Genomic DNA, 17751 nt, shown 5'->3' with positions numbered 1-17751 from the left:
TCGCGGATACGCGCTCTTGATCCCCTTCGTCGCGATCTCCGCGGCGGCCTTCGCTTCGGCCTGTCAGGGGTGCAAGCTCCCCGCGACGGCCGCCGTGAGCGCGGACGCGGACGTGGACGCGAACGCGAACGCGAACAAGCCGACGGTGCGGCTCTACGTGCTCAGCACCGTCGCCGGCGCGCTGGAGCCGTGCGGCTGCACGAAGGATCAGCTGGGAGGCATCGACCACCTCGCCGCCTTGATCGAGGCCCAGCGCGGCGAGGCCCCGGATCGGCTCGTGGTCGGCGCGGGGCCGATGCTCTTCACGGACCCCGAGGTGAAGCCGGAGCGCTCCTCGCAGGACGCGTGGAAGGCCGAGGCGATGGCGCTCGCGGCGAAGGACATCGGGCTGACGGCGTGGGCGCCTGGCGAGAACGACTGGGCGCTCGGCGCGGAGGCGCTCGGCAAGTACCAGGAGCAATCCGGGGCGGCGCTGCTCGGCAAGAACCTCGAGGGCGCGAAGGGCGTCCAGGGCGTCGTCGTGCGCGACGTCTCCGGCGTGAAGGTGGGCCTCATCGGCGTGAGCGATCCGAAGGGCCGCGCCGGCGCCTACCCCGACGGCGTCAAGGCCGGCCCGGCGATCGACGCGATGAAGGCCGGCGTCGAGGAGGCGAAGAAGCAGGGCGCGAGCGTCTTCGTGGGGCTCGCGGCGCTGCCCAGGGGCGAGGCGCTGCGGCTCGCGGACAACGTGCCGGAGCTGCACGTGCTGGTGCTCGGCAAGCCGAGCGAGCGCGGCGACGGCAACGACGGCCCGAAGCCGCCGGAGATCATCGGGTCGACGCTTGTCGTGGAGACGCCGAACCACCTCCAGTCGGTGGCTGTCGTGGATCTCTTCGTTCGAGGCGGCGGCAGCGGCCCGCTCGTGTTCGCCGACGCGGGCGGCGTCGCGAAGGCCGGGGAGCTCATCAGCCTGTCGGAGCGCATCCGGGAGCTCGAGATCCGCCTCAACGGCTGGGAGGGCGACAAGCGGGTGGCGGCGAAGGACGTCGAGGCGCGGAAGGCGGATCTCGAGAAGCTCCGGGCCGAGAAGGCGCAGCTCGAGGCGGCGGAGACGAAGGTGACCGGCAGCTTCTTCCGCTACAGCTCGGTCGAGGTGCGCGAGAAGCTCGGGGCCGACAAGGACGTCGCCGGGCAGCTCCTCGCCTATTACAAGCGGGTCAACGACCACAACAAGCAGGCCTTCGCGGATCGCGTCCCCGAGAAGCCGGCGAAGGGCGAGGCCAGCTACATCGGCATCGACGCTTGCACGAACTGCCACGACGAGGAGCGCAAGGTCTTCGACGGCACCGCGCACGCGCGGGCCTACGCCACGCTGCAGCAGGATTTCAAGGAGTTCAACCTGGACTGCGTGAGCTGTCACGTGACCGGGTACGGCAAGCCGGGCGGCTCCACGGTGACGCACAACGCGTCGCTGCAGAACGTGCAGTGCGAGGAGTGCCACGGCCCCGGCTCGCTCCACGCGAAGGATCCCGAGAAGAAGGGGCTCATCGTGCTCTCGCCCCCGCCCCAGAGCTGCGTCACGCAGTGCCACCACCCGCCGCACGTGGAAGGCTTCGACCCCGTGGCCAAGATGCAGCTCATCCTCGGCCCCGGGCACGGCAGGGACTGAAGGAGGGGGCGCGGCGGCGGCCCTCTCCCGCTGGTTCTTCTGGTTCTGGGCTGCTCCTGGGCTGCGGCATTCCCGCGCCGTTTCGATCGCGCTACGGAATGCGCCTGTGACGAACGTCCACGCCGTCGTCTCCCGCCTTGGCCCGGTCGAGAGCGCGATCCTTGCGGAGCTCGCCGCGGGCGCGCCGCCGTTCGCCGTGCACCGCCGCGCCGCGCTGAGCTCGACGCTCCGCTACCTGGAGGGCGGCGGCGGCTCGCCGGTGGTCCTCCTGCACGGCCGCGGGAACGCCGCGACGACGTGGTTCCCGCTGCTCCCCGAGCTCGCGCGGCGCCACCGTGTCGTCGCGGTGGATCTTCCCGGCTTCGGCCACGCGTCGTCCCCGCCCTTCGAGGGAGGGGGCTTCGAGGAAGGCCTCCGCTTCTTCGCCGATCCCGTGGAGGAGCTCCTCCTCGAGCTGGATCTCGGCGACGCCGCCCTCGTCGGCCACTCCCTCGGCGCGCTGGTCGCGGCGGAGATCGCGCTCCGCAAGCGCGCGCGCCCGCGGAAGCTCGTGCTCATCGGCGCGATGGGGGTCGGTCCCGTCATGACGGCGTGGAGCCGCGCCTATTTCCGCGCCCCGCCGGAGCGCCTGGCGCGGGTGCTCGGCCCCGCGCTCTTCCGCCGCATCCGTCCGCCGCGGCCCACCCCGCTCGGCGAGCGCCTGGCCGCCTTGCACGGCGAGTTTTACGCCGTGCCCGACGGCCGGGTCGCGCCTGTCGCCGCGTTCAACGCGCTGTTCCCCGCCCTCGGCGCCGTTCCCCATCGCCTCCCGCGGCTCGGCGAGATCGACGCGGAGACGCTGGTGCTCTGGGGCGAGCGCGACGACGTGTTCCCGGTGCCGATCGGCATCGCCGCGGCCGCGGCGATCCCCCGCGCCACGCTGCACATGGTGCCGCTCGGGCACGCGCCCCACCTGGAGGAGCCGGCGCTCGTCCTCCCGGCGCTCACCGCGTTTCTCTCGGCCGGCGCAGATCCCTCCCTGTAGCCCTCCTGGGCGTCATGACACGGCCGTGCCCTCCGGGAAGGGGGCCGGTGGGCGTCCAGGAACTGGGGAGCGCCGTCCAGGGACGCCAGCGCGCCCCTGTCGAGTCCAGGGCCGCTCAGTGCACGCCGCCGACGAGCCACGCCTGCGCCGGGACGAGCACCTCTTCGGGCGAGCCTCCGCCCTGCGACGCCGGGCCGGTCGCGCTGCCGTCTCCCATCGGTGCCATGCGGAACCCGTGGTCGCCGAACACGAGCAGCAGCGTCCGCGGCGGCAGGCTGGCCATGAACCGCGCGATCACGTCGGCGACCTCCTCCGCGATGGCCTCGATCCGCTCGGCGAACGGCGGCCCAGCGGCGCGCAGGCGCGCCTCCACGAGGTCGAGCTTCATCAGCTCGCGCGAGCCGACCCGCTCGCGCCGCAGCGTCGCCACCGCGCGCCCGCGGGCGATGGCGGGCTCCGCCTCGCTCGGGGGCATCGTCTCGCGGAGCCCGTCCGGACCTCGGGCGAGCAGCGAGATCTGCGCCGTCGTCGTCGGCGGCAGCGCCGCCCAGAGGAGCGACCGCTCCACCAGGATGGCCCGATCCACCAGGATCTCCTTCAGGTGCGCGGCGACCCGCTCGCCGAGGTCGAAGCGCATCGCGTCCACGAGCAGGAGCTTCACCCCGCGCGCCCCGTTGAGCCGGGCGATGCGGGAGGCGATGTCCGGGGCGTCGAACACCATGGGCGGCCGCTTGCCGGTCACGCGCAGCGCCGAGAACGCCTCCCGGTAGCTGTGCTCGAAGCTGGTCCTCCAGCTGTCGACCACGCCGCGCACGGCAGCGTCCGTCTCGCCGGCGAGCGTCGCGCCGAGCAGCGGCGTGTAGTGGGTCGCGAACAGCTGCTCGATGACCCGGACCGGCTTCGGGCCGCGGGCGTTGTCGAGCTCGACGGCGAGCGCGCGCCACTCCGCCGCGCTGAGGATCCGGTCGCGCGGCGCCTTCCGCTCCCGCCGCGCCTGCGGGGGCGCGTCGGCGTCCGCCTGGGCTCCGTCGGCGTTTGGCGCGCTCGACGCGCTCGGCACGCTCGGCGCGTTTGGCGCGGCCTCGTACGCCCCTCGCGGCGGCCTGAGCGTCATCGCTGCGCCGCGCTCCTCGTGCGGCGCGGCCGGCTCGGCGGCCGGCGCGGCCGGCTCGGCGCTGGCGGGCGTCATCCCGGCCGTCTCGTCCGTGGCCGGCGGCGTGCTCGCGCCCGGCGCCCGCGCCGCGACGGCGCTTCTCCCGGCGACGGCCGCCGGCGCGTCCGCGCGGCGGATCCTCGAGGAGCGGGGGGGCAGCACGCCGCGCAGCCGCCCGTCCGTCCGCCCTTCGGCGGAGGCGGGCGACGCCGGCGCACCGTGCGCTTCGGGGGCCGTCGGCCTGGCCTTGAGCGCCTCATCCGGGGCTGTCGGTCCGGCCTGGGGCGCCTCGTCCACGGCTGTCGGCCCCGCCGGGAGCGCCTCGTCCACGGCTGTCGGCCCCGCCGGGAGCGCCTCGATCGGGGCTCTCGCTCCGGCGCTCGACTGCGCCGGCCCGACGGGGCGGTCCTCCCCGCGCGCCGCGAGGCTCCGCGCCTGCCCGCGCGGGGACATGGAGGAGACGGCGCCGTACCCGCCGCGCGTGCTCCTCTCGACGAGGTCCGCGAGGGGCACCGGCGCGAGCACCTGCGCGGACCTGTCGTCCGCGTCGAAGACGAGGGCGACGGGCGCCTCGCGCGCCGCGCCGAGCCAGGCGAGGAGCGTCGCGCTGTCGTCCGGGTGGAGCGCGCGCGGCGAGGCTGAGCGCCCGCCCGCGAGGCGCGGAAGGGCGACGGCGAGGCCCGCGGCGCCGAGCGCCCTGGCCCGGAAGATCTGGTCGGCGATCACCACCTCGACCGGCGCGCCTTCCTGGACCCGCGGCGGCAGCGCGCCGCGCAGGGCCAGCGCGAGCTCGACGGCCTCCTCGATCGTCGCGCGGAGCTGCCCGTCGGGCGCCGCCGGCGCGCTCGCCCAGAGGAAGCGCTGCGACCTGAGCTCGCGCTCGGAGTCGGCGCCCTGCCCGCTCGGGGCGAAGCGGGCCGTGCCGCACGGGGGCGCAGGGGGGGACGTCGGTCGGCCCTCCTCGGAGGCGGAGTCGAGGCGGGAGACAGGATCGAGGCGCATCGCGCCGGACCCTCGCAGAGCTCGCGGAAATGGGCCAAGTTTCGGCGAGCGAGCGAATGCGCGTGCGTCCGAAGGCCGCGCCGGCCGCGGCGTCCGCGGGCCGCTCGCGAGGCCGCGGCGGGTCTCGGGTGGGGGCCTAGCGGGACTCGCGCGCGGTCTCGGCCATGAGGGCGAGCAGGGAGCAGGCGATGGCGAACCGGGCGTCGATTCGCCCCTGGTTCATCGACAGGTCGAGCGTGAACTCCTTCACGAACCACCGGAACACCTGCTTCACCTTCGCGACCTCCTGCTGATGGAGCTCGATGTGCCACTTCCCGATGAGGAGCGGGAACATGCGGCGGAGCAGCGCGGCGCCGTCCTCCTGCATCAGCCCGACCGGTTGATCCGCGGGGTCGAGGATGTCCCAGGTGTCGCGGACGATCGATTTGAGCCCGCGCGAGCGGATGGTGCCGACGCGCTCGCCGGTGCGCGCGTCGAGGACGTCGAGGCACCGGTTGAGGGCGATGACCTGCCGCGAGCGGATCGTGAGCAGCGGCTGCGACTCCGACTCGTCCGCGAAGAGGGTGAACTCCTCACGCAGCTTGAGCAGCGGGTGCTTGACGAAGCAGACGAGGGAGCCGTCGGGCGCATAGACGTGGAACTTGCGGCCGAGCAGCGACCAGAAAGGCCGCTTGATCGTGTACGTCGGGTGCGAGAACGGTTGAACCGCGAGGCCGCCGTACGCGGCTTGGGCTTGGACCATGGGGCTGGCAGGCTGCATTGGCGTCGAGTAGGCCGGAGCCGAGCGCGTCGGTCAAGCCGCGACGACCGCGCGTCTCGCGCGTCTACCGCGCGAGAGGGCCGCGCTCCTCCACGGCAATGCCCGCTGCGATGGTCTTCACGAGCTCTGGTTTGACGACCTTGCCCATCGCGTTGCGCGGCAGGGCCCGCACGACGATCGACTCGCGTGGGACCTTGTAGGGCGCGAGGCGCTCCTTCGCCCAGGCGCGGAGCGATCCGGTGGCGCACTCCGCCTCTCGCCCGGGCGCGGCGACGACGACCGCGACGACGCGCTCTCCCCACGCCTCGTCAGGAACGCCGATCACCGCGACCTCGGCGATCGCGCCGTGCTCCCGCAAGGCCTCTTCGATCTCGAGGGCGGACAGCTTGTATCCGCCGCTCTTGAGGATATCGACCGAGGTCCGCCCGAGGAGCCGGAAGCGCCCGTCGCTGGAGCGCTCGGCGACGTCGCCGGTGCGGAACCAGCCGTCCTGGAAGGCCGCGGCGGTGGCGTCATCGCGCCCGAGGTATCCCTTGAAGACGCTGGGCCCGCGGATCCAGAGCTCGCCTCGCGCGACCGCGGCGTCGCGCGGCGCCGAGGGATCGCCCGGCGGCCGTTCCCCCGGCGGTTGTTCACCCGGCGGTTGTTCACCCGGCGCCCACGCGTTGCCCGCGTCGTCCGTGATGCGGGCCTCGACGGTCGGCAGCGGGAAGCCGACCCAGCCTGCCCGCCGCGCGCCTGGATCGAGCGGGTTGCTCATGCCGACGCCGATCTCGGTCATCCCGAAGCGCTCGAGCGGGATCGTGCCGGTGAGGTCGCGCCAGCGCTCGGCGAGCGTCACCGGCAGCGCCGCGGAGCCGCTCGTCGCGAGCCGCAGGGCCTGCGCCCCCGCGGCGAAGCCGGGCGCGCCGCCCCGGTCGACGTGCTCGAACAGCCGCTGGTACATGGTCGGCACCGCCATGAACGACGTCACCGAGCGGCCCGCGATCTCGGCGGCGATGCGCTGGGCGTCGAAGCGCGGCAGCATCCGGGTCGCGCTGCCCGCGAGCAGCGACGTCATGAGCGCGATGACGACGCCGTGGAGGTGGTGCAGCGGCAGCGCGTGCAGCAAGAGGTCGTGATCCGAGAAGCCCCAGGCCGCGCGCAGGAGCTCCGCCTGCACGGCCAGGTTGCGGTGCGTGAGAAGCGCCCCCTTCGGCTTGCCGGTCGTGCCGCTCGTGTAGAGCAGCAGCGCCGGATCGTCCGCGGCGATGTCGGAGATCGCCGCGTCTCGCCCGGGTGCGGCGCGCTCGAGATCCTCCACGCGGAGCACGGCGCGGCCCTGCGCGATCGGGGCGGCCACGGCGGCGAGGTCGCCGTCGGCGATGATCCGCCGCACGCCGGCGTCGCTCGCGAGCCACTCGAGCTCTGCCGGCGGATAGAGCGCCGACAGCGGCAGCGCGATCCCCCCGGCGAGGAGGGTGCCGAGGAAGGCCGAGACCCACGCCGCGCCGGGCGACACGAGGAGCAGGATGCGCTCCCCCTCGAGGGAGCTCGGGCTCTCGGCCTCACCCGCGCCGCGCCGCGAGCCGCCGGCGAGCAGCGCGCCGCGGACGCGGAGGGCTCGCTCCAGGAGCGCCGCGAAGCTGGTCTGCCCCCGCTCGTCCTCGACGGCGGTTCGGGCGGACGAGCCGAGCTGCGCGAGCCGTTCGACGAGCGGAGAAGCCATCGCGCGAACTCTCGCACAGCGGAGGTGCGCGGAGCCAGGCCGGTTGGTTACACTGCCGCGCCATGAGAGCTTCCTGCCTCCTTGTCAGCGCCTCGCCGCGCATCGCGCTCGCCGCCGGCCTGCTCCTGGCCGCGGCGGCGTGCGAGAGCGCGCCGAAGCCCTCCGAGCCTGGCGCCGCCGCCACGGTAGCCCCGAGCGTCGAGGCGCCCGTCGCGCCGCCGAAGCCGAAGGGCATGCCGGAGCTGCTCGTCGACTCCATGGGCCCCTACATCGGCGGCCAGCGCGTGGATCTGGCGCAGAAGGAGGGGCCCGAGAAGCTGACCAAGGTGATCCGCGAGCTGCCGATCGAGGGCAAGCCCGTGACGCTGCTGGCCGACAAGAGGGCGAAGCCGAGCGCCGTCGCCGCGGTCGTGACCGAGCTCGGCGCGGCCGGCGCGCCGAAGGTCGTCATCAAGACCGACGGTCGAGACGACCTCCCGAAGGAGATCACGGTGGTCCCCGAGGGGCGCGCGTCGAAGCCGCCCTCCTGCGCCGTCAGCACGATGGTGCTGAAGGACCTCGCGACGGCGATCTGGCCGTTCGGCGGCGGCATGGGCAAGAAGCAGCGCAAGGGGCTCGCCGGCCCGGATCTGTCGAACACCGGCGAGCAGCTCACGAAGGACATCGCCGCGTGCAGCGCGACGGTGGCCTTCTTCTCGGCGGACGACGAGGTGCCCTGGGAGATGGCGCACAACCTGGCGGGCACGGTCATGGCTTCCGACGCGAAGAAGAAGCTCGACACGCTCGTCCTGCTCCGCGCTGCCCCGGTCGCGGGGCGGCCGGTGCAGCTCGGTGGAGGCTGACGTGCGCGGCGCCGGGGGGCTCCATCGCCTGGATCGCCGTGCCTTCGGGGCGCACCGGCTGGAGGGGGCAGCGGGTGCGCTCGGTGCGCATTTTTGCGGAGGGGCTGTCGAACGCGGTGGCGCGAGATCGCGTGTGTGCTCGTTCGAGCGCGGGTAGGGTTGGCTGGGGTGACCGCGGCACGATCCGGCACAGGCGATGGTGCTGCGAAGGCACGGAAATGCGCGGGCGAGCGCTCGCCGTTGGGGTCGGCCTGGATCATGAATAGGGCGAGTCGCCGGTCCCCTGCGCCATCGGGGGCGTGACAATCACGGGAGGATGGTTCGGACATGTCGAAGCGACTTCTTGGATCGGCCCGCGCGAACAGGGGCCGAAGTCTCCGTCCCCGGGCCTCCCAGCCGCGGGTGTCGGCGGCGCCTGAGGGGCCGGCCGTCGCGACAAGGGACTCCGCGAGGCCGGTCGCGAGCGGCTCGGACGTCGTCGCCGAGGTAGCTGAGTGTTCCGCCGCTCCTGCGCTGGCAGCCAGCGCCGCGGACGATGCTCCCGCTGTGTCGCCGGCTCTCGAGGCGCCCGCCGCACCGATCGTCGCGGAGGTGGCCGCGGCTGCGCCGGCGGTTGCGGCTGCGCCGGTGGCCGCGGCTGCGCCGGTGGCCGCGGCTGCGCCGGTCGTTGCGGCTGCACCGGTCGTTGCGGCTGCGCCGGTCGTTGCGGCTGCACCGGTCGTTGCGGCTGCGCCGGTCGTTGCGGCTGCACCGGTCGTTGCGGCTGCGCCGGTCGTTGCGGCTGCACCGGTCGTTGCGGCTGCACCGGTCGCCGCGCTCGCGCCGGCGTCCGAGGCGCTCGCCGCGCAGCGCGCCGTTCCAGGCGACACGGACGACGCGGACCCTCACAAGGCGCTCGAGCACGACCCGTTGATCATGGCTCCACAAGCCGGCGCCCTGACCCAGCCGGGTGCCCCTGCGTCCCCGCCCGATGAGCTGGCGTCCGACGAGGATGCGCTCGATCTGATCGACCCTTCCTCGCCCACGGCGGCGTTCTTTCGGCGCGAGGAGGAAGAGTCGTTCCCGCCGCTCGCCGAGGTGGCCAGCGGCCCCGACGATCACGCTGACGAGCGGCTCGTCGTGGTTCATCAGCTGTCGCCCGAGACCCTCGCCCGGCGGGCGCGCCTTCGTCGGATCGTCGCGGGGGTCGCGGGGCTCGCCGGGGTGATCTCCGTTGCGGTTGTCGCCAAGGCGGTGTTCTCGAGCAAGCCGTCCTCACCTGCGCCGGTCGCGATGGCCGCGCCGGCTCCGAAGCCAGCGCCCGTCGAGACGAAGCTCCTGGCTGCGGCGGGTGCTCCCTCTCCGGCACGGGCGAAGACGCCTGCGCAAACCGAGTCGGCGCCGACGGAGTCCTCTGCAAAAGGGGCCGGCGCCGTTCCCGATCCGATGAAGGCGGAGGCCGACGCGGAGAAGGCCGCGGCAGAGAGGGCCGCAGCGGAGAAGGCCGAGGCAGAGAAGGCCGAGGCAGAGAAGGCCGAGGCAGAGAAGGCCGAGGCAGAGAAGGCCGAGGCAGAGAAGGCTGCGGCGGAGAAGGCCGCGGCGGAGAAGGCCGAGGCAGAGAAGGCCGCGGAGCCGGCGGCCAGCGCTGAGGACGCGGGCAAGCTGAAGAAGGAGGCGCTGAGCTTCCTCAACCGCGGCAGGTACAAGGACGCGATCGAGGCATCCCGCGCGGCCATCGCGGCCGATCCGAGCGACGCGCTGCCCTATCTCTACCTGGGCTCGGCGCTCCAGGACACGGGCAAGTGGAAGGACGGCCTCGCCGCGTACAGCGATTGCGTTCGCAACGCCACGAAGGGCCCCGTCCACGAGTGCAGGGCCATGGGCGGCCGCAAGTAGCGCTCAGAGCGGGCGGCGAGCGATCTGCGTGAGGAACGCCGCGGCCACGGCATAACCGAAGGCCACGCCCGTGGCGAGGCGGCTCGCATGCCAGACGGGGCGCAGCCCGAGGTCCTGGGTCGCCACGTCGACCGCCATCAGCGCGGCGAGGGTGATGAGGATCGGGCGCCACGCCGTCATCGCCAGGCGAGGGCGCGCGATCGCGGCGCCCGCCGCGATCCCGGCGAAGATGCCAGCGCAGCGACTGCAGAGCGGCATGACGACGCCGTCGAGCGCGAGGGATCGCTCGGGCATCCGGTGGCACATCGGCGCGAAGACACGATCGAGCGCTGCGCCGAGCTCTCCGAGCGGCACGCGGCTCCGCGCGAGGGGGAGGCTCCAGGGCAGGGCGCCGAGGAGGACCAGCGCGCAGCGCACGATCGACAGCAGCGAGGGCCGCTCGGCCGGGCTCGATTCGCCCGGCGCGTGCGGCTCGGCGCCTGCGCTGACAGCGGCGAGCGCGTGCGGCTCGGCGCCCGCGCGGACGGCGGCAGGTACCTGCGCCGCTGGCTGTCCGCGCCCGGAAGCGCACGCGGCCACCTCAGCCTCTGTCGGGCGCGCTCTTGCCGAGGTGGCGCATCACCTCTTTCAGGTCGCTCCAGACCTCTCGCTTCGCGCTCGGCTGGCGCAGCAGGTAGGCCGGGTGGAACGTGGGCATGATCGGGATCGAGCCCTTGTAGAGCTTCCACGTGCCGCGGAGCTTCGTGATCCCCTCGCTCGTGCCGATCAGCCCCTGCACCGCGGTGGCGCCGAGCGCCACGATCACCTTCGGCTTGATCAGCGCGAGCTGAGCCGTGAGGTACGGGCTGCAGGCCGCCATCTCGGCCGGCTCTGGCTTCCGGTTCTTCGGCGGCCGGCACTTCACGATGTTGCAGATGTAGACCTCGTCGCGGTGGTACCCCATCGCCGCGATCATCTTGTCGAGCAGCTGCCCCGCCGCGCCGACGAACGGCTGCCCCTGCTGGTCCTCTTCGGCCCCTGGCCCCTCGCCGACGAACACGACCGCGGAGCTCGGGTCGCCGCGCGAGAACACCGTGTGGGTGCGGCCCTCGTGGAGCGGACACTTCTGGCAGGTGCGGACCTCCTCCGCGATGAGCGAGAGCCGCGCCGCGCGCTCCTCCTTCGTGTCCGGCAGCGTTGCGCTCGCGCGCGCAGCCGTATCCGCGCGTTGTGCCGGTGCGGCGCCCACGGCAGGCCGGGGCGACGGCTCGGGACCTCGCTGCGCCTGCGTCTGCGTCGGCGACCACGTCCCCTGCGACTCGAAGCCGCCGCGCTGCTCCGGCTGCGGAGCGCCACCGCGCTGCTCCGGCTGCGGAGCGCCACCGCGCTGCTCCGGATGCGGCAGGGAGGGGCCCGCGGCGGCTCCGCGCTGCTCCGGATGCGGCAGCGGGGCGCCCGCGGCGCCACCGCGCGGCGGCGGCGGCGAGAACGCCGCGTTGCTGCCCCCTCGCGCCACCGGCGGCGAGGGCGCATCCTGCCCGGAGAAGCCGCGCTCCGGCCGCCGAGGCGCCGGCGTAGCGCCGTCCGAAGAAGTCGCGCCCAGCGCCTCGTGGAGCGCTGCGGGGTGGCCCGGCATTCCGTCCGCGCCGGTCGTTGCGTGCCATTCCAGGAACGCCCGGACCGAGGCGGTCAGATCGGCGAGCTCTTCGCGCAGCGCTTCGACCATGGTCGTCCTCTCAGTGGCCGCCCTGCTGCGCGAGCCAGCGCTCCGCGTCGAGGGCCGCCATGCAGCCCGTGCCAGCGGCCGTGACGGCCTGGCGGTAGTTCCAGTCCTGCACGTCGCCCGCGGCGAAGACGCCCGGGATGTTGGTGCGCGTCGAGCCCGGCACCGTCTTCAGGTAGCCGTTCGGGTGCGTGTCGAGCTGCCCGACGAAGAGATCGGTCATCGGCGTGTGGCCGATCGCGACGAACATCGCCGCCGCCGGCACGAGGTGGCTGTCGCCCGTCTTCGTGCTCTTCACGCGGACGCCCGTCACCATATCGGCCTTCACGTCGAGCACCTCCTCCACCACGTGGCTGTAGAGGATCTTGATCTTCGGGTTCTCGACCACGCGCTGGATCATCGCCTTCGACGCCCGGAACTCGTCGCGGCGGTGCACCAGCGTGACGCTGCTGCAGAGGCCGGACAGGTAGGTGGCCTCCTCCATCGCCGTGTCGCCGCCGCCGACGACCACGACGTCCTGGCCGCGGAAGAGGGCGCCGTCGCAGACCGCGCAGGCGCTGACGCCCTTGTTCTTGAGCTTGTCCTCGCTCTCGAGGCCGAGGTAGTTGGCGCGCGCGCCCGTCGCGATCACCACCGCCTTCGCCAGGTAGAGCGTGTCCTCCACCCACACCTTGAAGGGGTGGCCCGTCAGCTCGACCTTGGTCACGTCCGCCGTCACGATCTCCGTGCCCTGATGGGCGGCCTGATCGCGAAAGCGCTGCATCAGCTCCTGGCCGGTGATCTTCTCGGGGAAGCCCGGGTAGTTCTCGACGTCGGTCGTGAACATGAGCTGGCCCCCCGGGATCAGGCCGCCGGCGCTGAAGCCCTCGATGAGGAGCGGCTTCAGGTTGGCGCGCGCCGCGTAGATGGCGGCGGTGAGCCCGGCGGGGCCGGAGCCGATGATGACCAGGTTGCGGACGTTCGATTCACTCATGGTGGAGGCATCTTATAGGCGCGACCGCCTTCCGCGTCGACCGCCCCGGCGGTCCGGCGCGCCTCCGCTGCGCCGCGCGTCCTGCGCTCCGCTCCACCACGCCAGAGGCACGCCAGAGGCACGCCCGAGCAGCCGCCCGCTCAGAAGCGCATGGTTCCGCTCAGACCGAACTCGTCCAGGCCGCTCTCGAAGCGGCCGCCGTTGACGCTCTGGACGCTGCGGTAGCCGCTGAGCGCAGCGCCGGATACGGCCTTGAGGCGCCCGTTCCCGCCGTTGTCCAGCGCACCGAAGGACGTGTGCTGAAACGCGGCTGAAATGTCGACAGGGCCGACGCGCGCGGTCACGCCGGCCCCGACGCCGATCCGGTAGCCGAGGTGGAAGTCGAGGTTCAGATCGGCGTCGTCCTGCCCCTTGTTCTCGAAGAAGCCGCCGGCGCGCAGCGCGAGGAGGCTCGGGAGCACGACGAAATCGCCGCCGAGCCGGACTCCCAGGACGTCTCGCCAGCGGTGCGGGACGTCGGCGTTGGGCGGCACCGTGCCCACGCTCGTGCCGCGCACGGGGATGCCCTCGCGGAACCGGACCTCGATCGCGTCGACCGCGCTGTTGTTGGCCCAGGTGAAGTCGAGCTCCACGTCGAAGAGGTCATCCGCCAGCGAGTCGCGGACGCGGGGCTCGGCGGCGGAGGCGCGGCGTGAGTCCGCCGCGCGCCGCGCGCCGGCGCGGGGCATGTGGTACCGGAGCCCGAGCTTCGCCTCCATGGGGATCCGCATCGTGAGATCGCCGGCGCCCTGCTCCTCGGTGACGTTGCACTTCGGCGCCTCGCCCTTGCAGGGGTCCTCGTCCTTCGCCCCTGCCGGCGTCCAGTAGCGAGACTCGATGGTGAGATCGGTCTTCGCGCGCACGGCGTCCTGCCACTTGAACCATGCGCCCAGGTCGAGGTGAGCCGCCGCCGCCCAGCGCGCGCCGAGGACGAAGCCAGGGATGAAGAGGTCGGTCGCCTCCGCGCGCGTGCGCAGATCGCCGTGCGCCTTGAAGTCGTCGCCCCCTTCGCCCGAGAGCGCCTCGCTGAAGTTGACGAAATCGATCGCCGCCGTGCCCCAGATGAAGCCGGCGCCGAGCGAGATCCCCTCCGCGGGGGTGAAGCCGACCGAGAGCGTCGGCATCAACATCAGGGCGTCGAGCGACGTGAGCAGGTACCGCTGCGGCGACGGCTGCGTCATGTCGCCGAAGCTCGGGTGCGTGTACCGGAGCGACTCGGGCCATGCCCGCTCGCCGACGCCGTGCGGGCCGAGCACCGCGACGCCGAGGGCGAGCGCGTCGCTCACGCGCAGGGTCGCCGCGAGCTGCGGGTTCGGGAACAGGCCGCCCTCGGCGCACACCTCGGGGTCGGGGCCCCCGTCGCTGCCGGGCGCCGGGATCGCCGTCGTGGCGCTCGGCGGGACGGGGCGGCTGCCGGGGCCGAGCCTCGTGAAGCACTGGGCCAGCTGGATGAAGTGGACGCCGCCGTGCGCCCCGCTCCGCTGCGCGGCGAGCCCCGCCGGGTTGAAGTAGGCGGCGAGCGGATCGTCCGCCCGCGCGACCCACGCCCCGCCGCGGCCGAGCTGGAGCACCCCGATGTCGGGCGAGTCGAGCCCCGACGACGCGCGCGCGGCGCCGCCGGCCACCATCGCAGCGAACGCGGCGCCCGCGGCGCCGGCAGATCCTCGTTTCATGACCCCCCCGTCCCCACCGCGCGGCGATCCCCGCCGCTCGGCCTCACTTCACCGGAGACGCCTTGAGCGCCGCCTTGCCGTCCTTCACGTAGACCGTGAAGCGAACACGCGAGCAGTTGTGGCGAGCCACGAGCGCGTCCTTGTTGCGCTGCAGGGTCCCCTTGAACTTCTCGAAGGTGAGCGCGTTCGTGGGCTCCCCGCACTGCTGCTTGACCGACAGGAACTCCTCGTAGACGGCGTTCCATTCGGTGAGCTCGTCCGGATCTCCCGCGCCGTCCTGCTGCGGCGCTGGCGCGGCCGGCGCGGCCGGCGCGCTCATCGGCTCGGGGAGCGGGTTCGGCAGGGCGGGCGCAGCACCCGGCGCCCTGGGCGGCGGCGGCGGCGGCGGGCGCCGCGGCGGCGGGCGCCCGGGAGCGCCCGCGGGCTCGGGGGCGGAGATCGCCATCCCCGCGTCCGAGACCTCCTCGATCGCCTCGACCGGCTCCACGGAGTCGCGGGCCGGCGGCGGGCCGCTGAGCGGGTGCGAGCCGGGCCGCCGCGTGGGGCCGCGCGGGCTCACCATGGGCTTCGGGTACGAGGGGCGCGAGTCAGGGCGCGGCTCGCCGGGGCCGAGCGGCACCGAGAACGCGCTCATCGCCGGCTGCGTCGGGATCGGGCCGAGCACCTGCTCGAGGTCGGCGGCCTTCCGGGGCGCGCCGCCCTTCGCGGCCACCTTCTCGACGCCGTCGTTGATGTCGGCCGCGATCTTCCGGAAGGCGCCGCGGAAGCGGCTCGGCGCCAGCACGTCGACCTCGCCCTTGGAGAAGCGCGCCGCCTCGCCGCGGAAGACATGGAGGGGCCGCGTGTGCTCCAGGAACGAGAGCACCAGCCCGATCGCGGCCATGGCGAGGACGCCGGCCAGGATCAGCGCCGTGGGCACCTCGCTCTTGTCGTCGTTGTTCGCCTTGTCGAGGAAGTTGAGCGGCGACTCGACCGACGCCGCAAGGCGGCCGACCGCGTAGCCGGCGCCGAGCTCCCACGCCTCGCCGGGCAGCCGCGCGTAGACCACGCCGAGGTGCTGGCCGATGACGCGGACCTCCGAGCGCCCCTTCTCGATGTAGTCCTTGTTGTCGTCGAGCAGCTTCAGATCCTGCGTGATCTGGTCGAGGTTCGCCTTGTCGAACCCCTCGGGCGCGCCGGAGGCGACGCGCGCCCCCTCGGCGTAGAAGCCGACGGCGGCGCCGGTGCGCTTCGTGACGGCGCGGGCGAAGGTGTCGTCGATGATCTTGGCGCCGATCACGGCGCCGACCGGCTCACCGTTGACGTCCTGCTCGACGGGGCGCGCCACGACGCGGAGGATGCGGCCCTTCCAGACCCACGCGTCATCGCGGATCCAGCCGTGGAGGGCGTCGGCGACCAGCGGGTAGCCGCCGAGCTCCCAGTCCTCGCGGTGCTCGAAGTCCACCGACGCCATCACCCGCCCCGCCGCGTCGACGGCCCACACGTGATCGAACTTGAGCTCCGGCGGCACCTCAGCGGTCGCGGTGCGCAGCGCGGTGCGGGCCTTCTCGCGCAGATCGGCGCCGGGCTTGGCCTCGGCCGACGACTTGGCGAGCGCGGTCCGCAGGGCCGGGTTCAGCGCGACCCGGATGAGCGCGCTCGAGCGCTTCCGGGCGTCGTCGTTGAGGAACCACTCGACCGCGCTGGAGTCGGCGCTGAGCGCCTCGCTCATCGCGCGGTGGCTCGAGCGGTTGTAGAGCTGCGCGGCGACGAAGAGGACGAAGACCGCGGCGCCGAGCGCGAGCGCGAGCACCCCGTACCAGAAACGCGACAGCAGCATGGCCTACTTTCCAGCCTCCGCGCTCGGTCCGCCGGCCTCACCCACGACGACCGGCTCCTTGATGAACTGCTCGTCCGGCCCGGGCTTCACGATCGCCTCGATGGCCTTCCCGACCGGCTCGCCGTTGAAGTAGCCCTGCAGCGTGTACGTGCCGGCCTCGATCTCCATGGCGAAGTTGCCCTGACGATCCGGGTAGGCGACGGCCACCGCCCTCGGCTCGACGACGATCCACGACCGGACGCTCGGGGCGAGCTGGTCGCGGAGCTCGTACTTGCCGGGGCCTGGCGGTGTCCAGGCGCGGGTCTTGGCCGCGGCGATCTCGACCGCCTGGAGCCCTTTGTTGCCGACGTCGTAGATCTTGTGCGGGAACGGGTCCTGGTTCTCGAACTGGATCTGCTGGCCCTCGGCGACGACGACCGTCACCGGGGAGGTGCGGCCGCCCGCGATGACGATCGAGCGCGGCGTCTTGAGCGGCGCGCCCTTCTCGCCGAGCGCGGCGATGCACAGCTCCTTCGGCGCGTAGCCGAAGAGCGCGCGGACATCGGCGCGGACGGTCGGGGACGGCTCGCGGAACGTGTACCGGTTCGCCTTCGGGTCCTTGGCCTCGTTCCAGACCGGGTTCAGGAGCTTGGGCATGCCCGTGGCCCGGCCCTTGATCGTCACCGCCGCCAGGGCAGCCCCGGGCACGGTGAGGATCGCGAGCGTCAAGGCCAGGCGCCGGACGAAGCGCGAGCTGCCGGGGAGGCAGCGCGCGAGGTGGCTTGACGACCCAAACCGCGCTGCGCCGACGAGCGGGCGCTGCTCGTCGTGCTGCGCACCTGCAGATCGAGGGGATCTCGTATCCATCGCAGGCCCGAAGCTACCGGAAGGGGGATGAGAACGGAAACAAAAGCCGGGCCGTGCGCCGCGTGCCCCGCCCGCGCCGCCCTGCGGGCTCCCCGTTCCTTGTGCGGTGTGCTTGGCCTTGTCCGGTGCCGCGAGCGCCGCAGCGCCGCGCCCAGGCGGGGGTACCCCGCCGTCAGGTGATGCCGCGGTGCGCCGGTCGCCGTGCGCATGTCGAGGGCATCAAAAAACTGCGGGCCGCTTGGACGGCCCGCAGGGGAGAGATGTTCCGTACCGCCGAGGACGTGGGCCGAAGGACTTGAACCCCTAGCATAGCTGCTAGGTGGGAGCCTAAGTACCGCTTCAGGCTTCCCGGTGAATGGTTCCGGGCCTAGCTCACCACGGTATCGTTGCTGGCTCCCTGGTTCTTGCTTACTCGGGATTCAATCGTCCAGCGCCTCACGAAGTCGGCAGAGGGAACAACCATAGGATAGTTCACTGGGCGGCTCCGTCAACAGCTCTTCCGCACGTTCTCATGTTTTGATGGTCGCGGTCGCCGGTCGCTGGTCGCCGTTCGCCGTTCGCCGGTCGCCGGTCGCCGGTCGCCGTTGGCGGTTCACATCGCTCGCACGGGTCATGCATGAATCGCGCAGGGATCTCGCCCGATTCACCCGTGAGTCCTGCACGCGTCATGCATGAGCGCCTGATGGC

At 73.2% G+C, this 17751-nt stretch carries 13 protein-coding genes and 1 other RNA gene; 4 read left to right on the top strand and 10 right to left on the bottom strand.

The window, feature by feature from the left end; all coding sequences use genetic code 11:
* Positions 1-16 precede the first annotated feature (16 nt).
* Positions 17-1648 carry a multiheme c-type cytochrome gene (locus WME95_RS41855; protein WP_437904839.1) on the top strand — a complete coding sequence of 544 codons (1632 nt, stop codon included), beginning with the start codon at positions 17-19 and terminating at the stop codon, positions 1646-1648.
* Positions 1649-1754: 106 nt separating this feature from the next.
* Complete coding sequence (locus WME95_RS41850) at positions 1755-2672, top strand: alpha/beta fold hydrolase (protein ID WP_437904838.1); 918 nt, start codon at positions 1755-1757, stop codon at positions 2670-2672.
* A 115-nt stretch (positions 2673-2787) separates the two neighbouring features.
* Here the strand turns inward: WME95_RS41850 and WME95_RS41845 are convergent, their stop codons facing one another.
* The 3 genes from WME95_RS41845 to WME95_RS41835 all read right to left on the bottom strand — a co-directional run bounded on the left by WME95_RS41845 (position 2788) and on the right by WME95_RS41835 (position 7295).
* Positions 2788-4827 carry a hypothetical protein gene (locus WME95_RS41845; RefSeq protein WP_437904836.1) on the bottom strand — a complete coding sequence of 680 codons (2040 nt, stop codon included), beginning with the start codon at positions 4825-4827 and terminating at the stop codon, positions 2788-2790.
* Positions 4828-4963: 136 nt separating this feature from the next.
* Entirely contained in the window at positions 4964-5569 is a 606-nt protein-coding gene (locus WME95_RS41840) for a hypothetical protein (protein WP_437295507.1), read from the bottom strand.
* An 82-nt stretch (positions 5570-5651) separates the two neighbouring features.
* On the bottom strand, positions 5652-7295 hold the full coding sequence (locus tag WME95_RS41835; protein ID WP_437904834.1) for an AMP-binding protein: 1644 nt from the start codon (positions 7293-7295) through the stop codon (positions 5652-5654).
* Between the two features lie 62 nt (positions 7296-7357).
* Here WME95_RS41835 and WME95_RS41830 point away from each other — a divergent pair, with 62 nt between their 5' ends.
* Both WME95_RS41830 and WME95_RS41825 read left to right on the top strand, forming a co-directional pair.
* On the top strand, positions 7358-8137 hold the full coding sequence (locus WME95_RS41830) for an ExbD/TolR family protein (RefSeq protein ID WP_437904832.1): 780 nt from the start codon (positions 7358-7360) through the stop codon (positions 8135-8137).
* A 915-nt stretch (positions 8138-9052) separates the two neighbouring features.
* The gene (locus WME95_RS41825; protein WP_437904831.1) at positions 9053-10012 is read left to right on the top strand and encodes a hypothetical protein; all 960 of its coding nucleotides are present in this window, start codon (positions 9053-9055) and stop codon (positions 10010-10012) included.
* 3 nt (positions 10013-10015) lie between these two features.
* Here WME95_RS41825 and WME95_RS41820 read toward each other — a convergent pair whose 3' ends face one another.
* The 7 genes from WME95_RS41820 to ssrS form a co-directional block, all read right to left on the bottom strand.
* The gene (locus tag WME95_RS41820; RefSeq protein ID WP_437904830.1) at positions 10016-10591 is read right to left on the bottom strand and encodes a DUF2085 domain-containing protein; all 576 of its coding nucleotides are present in this window, start codon (positions 10589-10591) and stop codon (positions 10016-10018) included.
* A gap of 1 nt (position 10592) precedes the next feature.
* The gene (locus WME95_RS41815; RefSeq protein WP_437904829.1) at positions 10593-11717 is read right to left on the bottom strand and encodes a uracil-DNA glycosylase family protein; all 1125 of its coding nucleotides are present in this window, start codon (positions 11715-11717) and stop codon (positions 10593-10595) included.
* 10 nt (positions 11718-11727) lie between these two features.
* Positions 11728-12687, bottom strand: a complete 960-nt coding sequence (trxB, locus tag WME95_RS41810) for a thioredoxin-disulfide reductase (protein ID WP_437545928.1) — start codon at positions 12685-12687, stop codon at positions 11728-11730.
* A gap of 140 nt (positions 12688-12827) precedes the next feature.
* The gene (locus tag WME95_RS41805; RefSeq protein ID WP_437904828.1) at positions 12828-14399 is read right to left on the bottom strand and encodes an OmpP1/FadL family transporter; all 1572 of its coding nucleotides are present in this window, start codon (positions 14397-14399) and stop codon (positions 12828-12830) included.
* A 43-nt stretch (positions 14400-14442) separates the two neighbouring features.
* The gene (locus tag WME95_RS41800; RefSeq protein WP_437904827.1) at positions 14443-16218 is read right to left on the bottom strand and encodes an MXAN_5187 family protein; all 1776 of its coding nucleotides are present in this window, start codon (positions 16216-16218) and stop codon (positions 14443-14445) included.
* A gap of 3 nt (positions 16219-16221) precedes the next feature.
* A complete protein-coding gene (locus WME95_RS41795; protein ID WP_437904826.1) occupies positions 16222-17064 on the bottom strand; it encodes a cupredoxin domain-containing protein in 843 nt (280 codons plus the stop codon).
* Between the two features lie 263 nt (positions 17065-17327).
* A non-coding RNA gene (gene ssrS / locus WME95_RS41790) (6S RNA) lies at positions 17328-17520 on the bottom strand.
* Positions 17521-17751: the final 231 nt, after the last annotated feature.

Source organism: Sorangium sp. So ce327 (assembly GCF_051530205.1).
In the GTDB taxonomy this organism is placed as follows: Bacteria; Myxococcota_A; Polyangia; order Polyangiales; family Polyangiaceae; genus Sorangium; species Sorangium cellulosum_B.
This window is presented reverse-complemented; position numbering and strand designations above follow the sequence as displayed.

What these genes read in the sequence shown, in the direction of transcription:
- WME95_RS41845 (WP_437904836.1), bottom strand. Translation starts at nt 4,827, where the DNA reads ATGCGCCTCGATCCTGTCTCCCGCCTCGACTCCGCCTCCGAGGAGGGC.
- WME95_RS41840 (WP_437295507.1), bottom strand. Translation starts at nt 5,569, where the DNA reads ATGGTCCAAGCCCAAGCCGCGTACGGCGGCCTCGCGGTTCAACCGTTC.
- WME95_RS41835 (WP_437904834.1), bottom strand. Translation starts at nt 7,295, where the DNA reads ATGGCTTCTCCGCTCGTCGAACGGCTCGCGCAGCTCGGCTCGTCCGCC.
- WME95_RS41830 (WP_437904832.1), top strand. Translation starts at nt 7,358, where the DNA reads ATGAGAGCTTCCTGCCTCCTTGTCAGCGCCTCGCCGCGCATCGCGCTC.
- WME95_RS41825 (WP_437904831.1), top strand. Translation starts at nt 9,053, where the DNA reads ATGGCTCCACAAGCCGGCGCCCTGACCCAGCCGGGTGCCCCTGCGTCC.
- WME95_RS41815 (WP_437904829.1), bottom strand. Translation starts at nt 11,717, where the DNA reads ATGGTCGAAGCGCTGCGCGAAGAGCTCGCCGATCTGACCGCCTCGGTC.
- trxB (WP_437545928.1), bottom strand. Translation starts at nt 12,687, where the DNA reads ATGAGTGAATCGAACGTCCGCAACCTGGTCATCATCGGCTCCGGCCCC.
- WME95_RS41805 (WP_437904828.1), bottom strand. Translation starts at nt 14,399, where the DNA reads ATGAAACGAGGATCTGCCGGCGCCGCGGGCGCCGCGTTCGCTGCGATG.
- WME95_RS41800 (WP_437904827.1), bottom strand. Translation starts at nt 16,218, where the DNA reads ATGCTGCTGTCGCGTTTCTGGTACGGGGTGCTCGCGCTCGCGCTCGGC.
- WME95_RS41795 (WP_437904826.1), bottom strand. Translation starts at nt 17,064, where the DNA reads ATGGATACGAGATCCCCTCGATCTGCAGGTGCGCAGCACGACGAGCAG.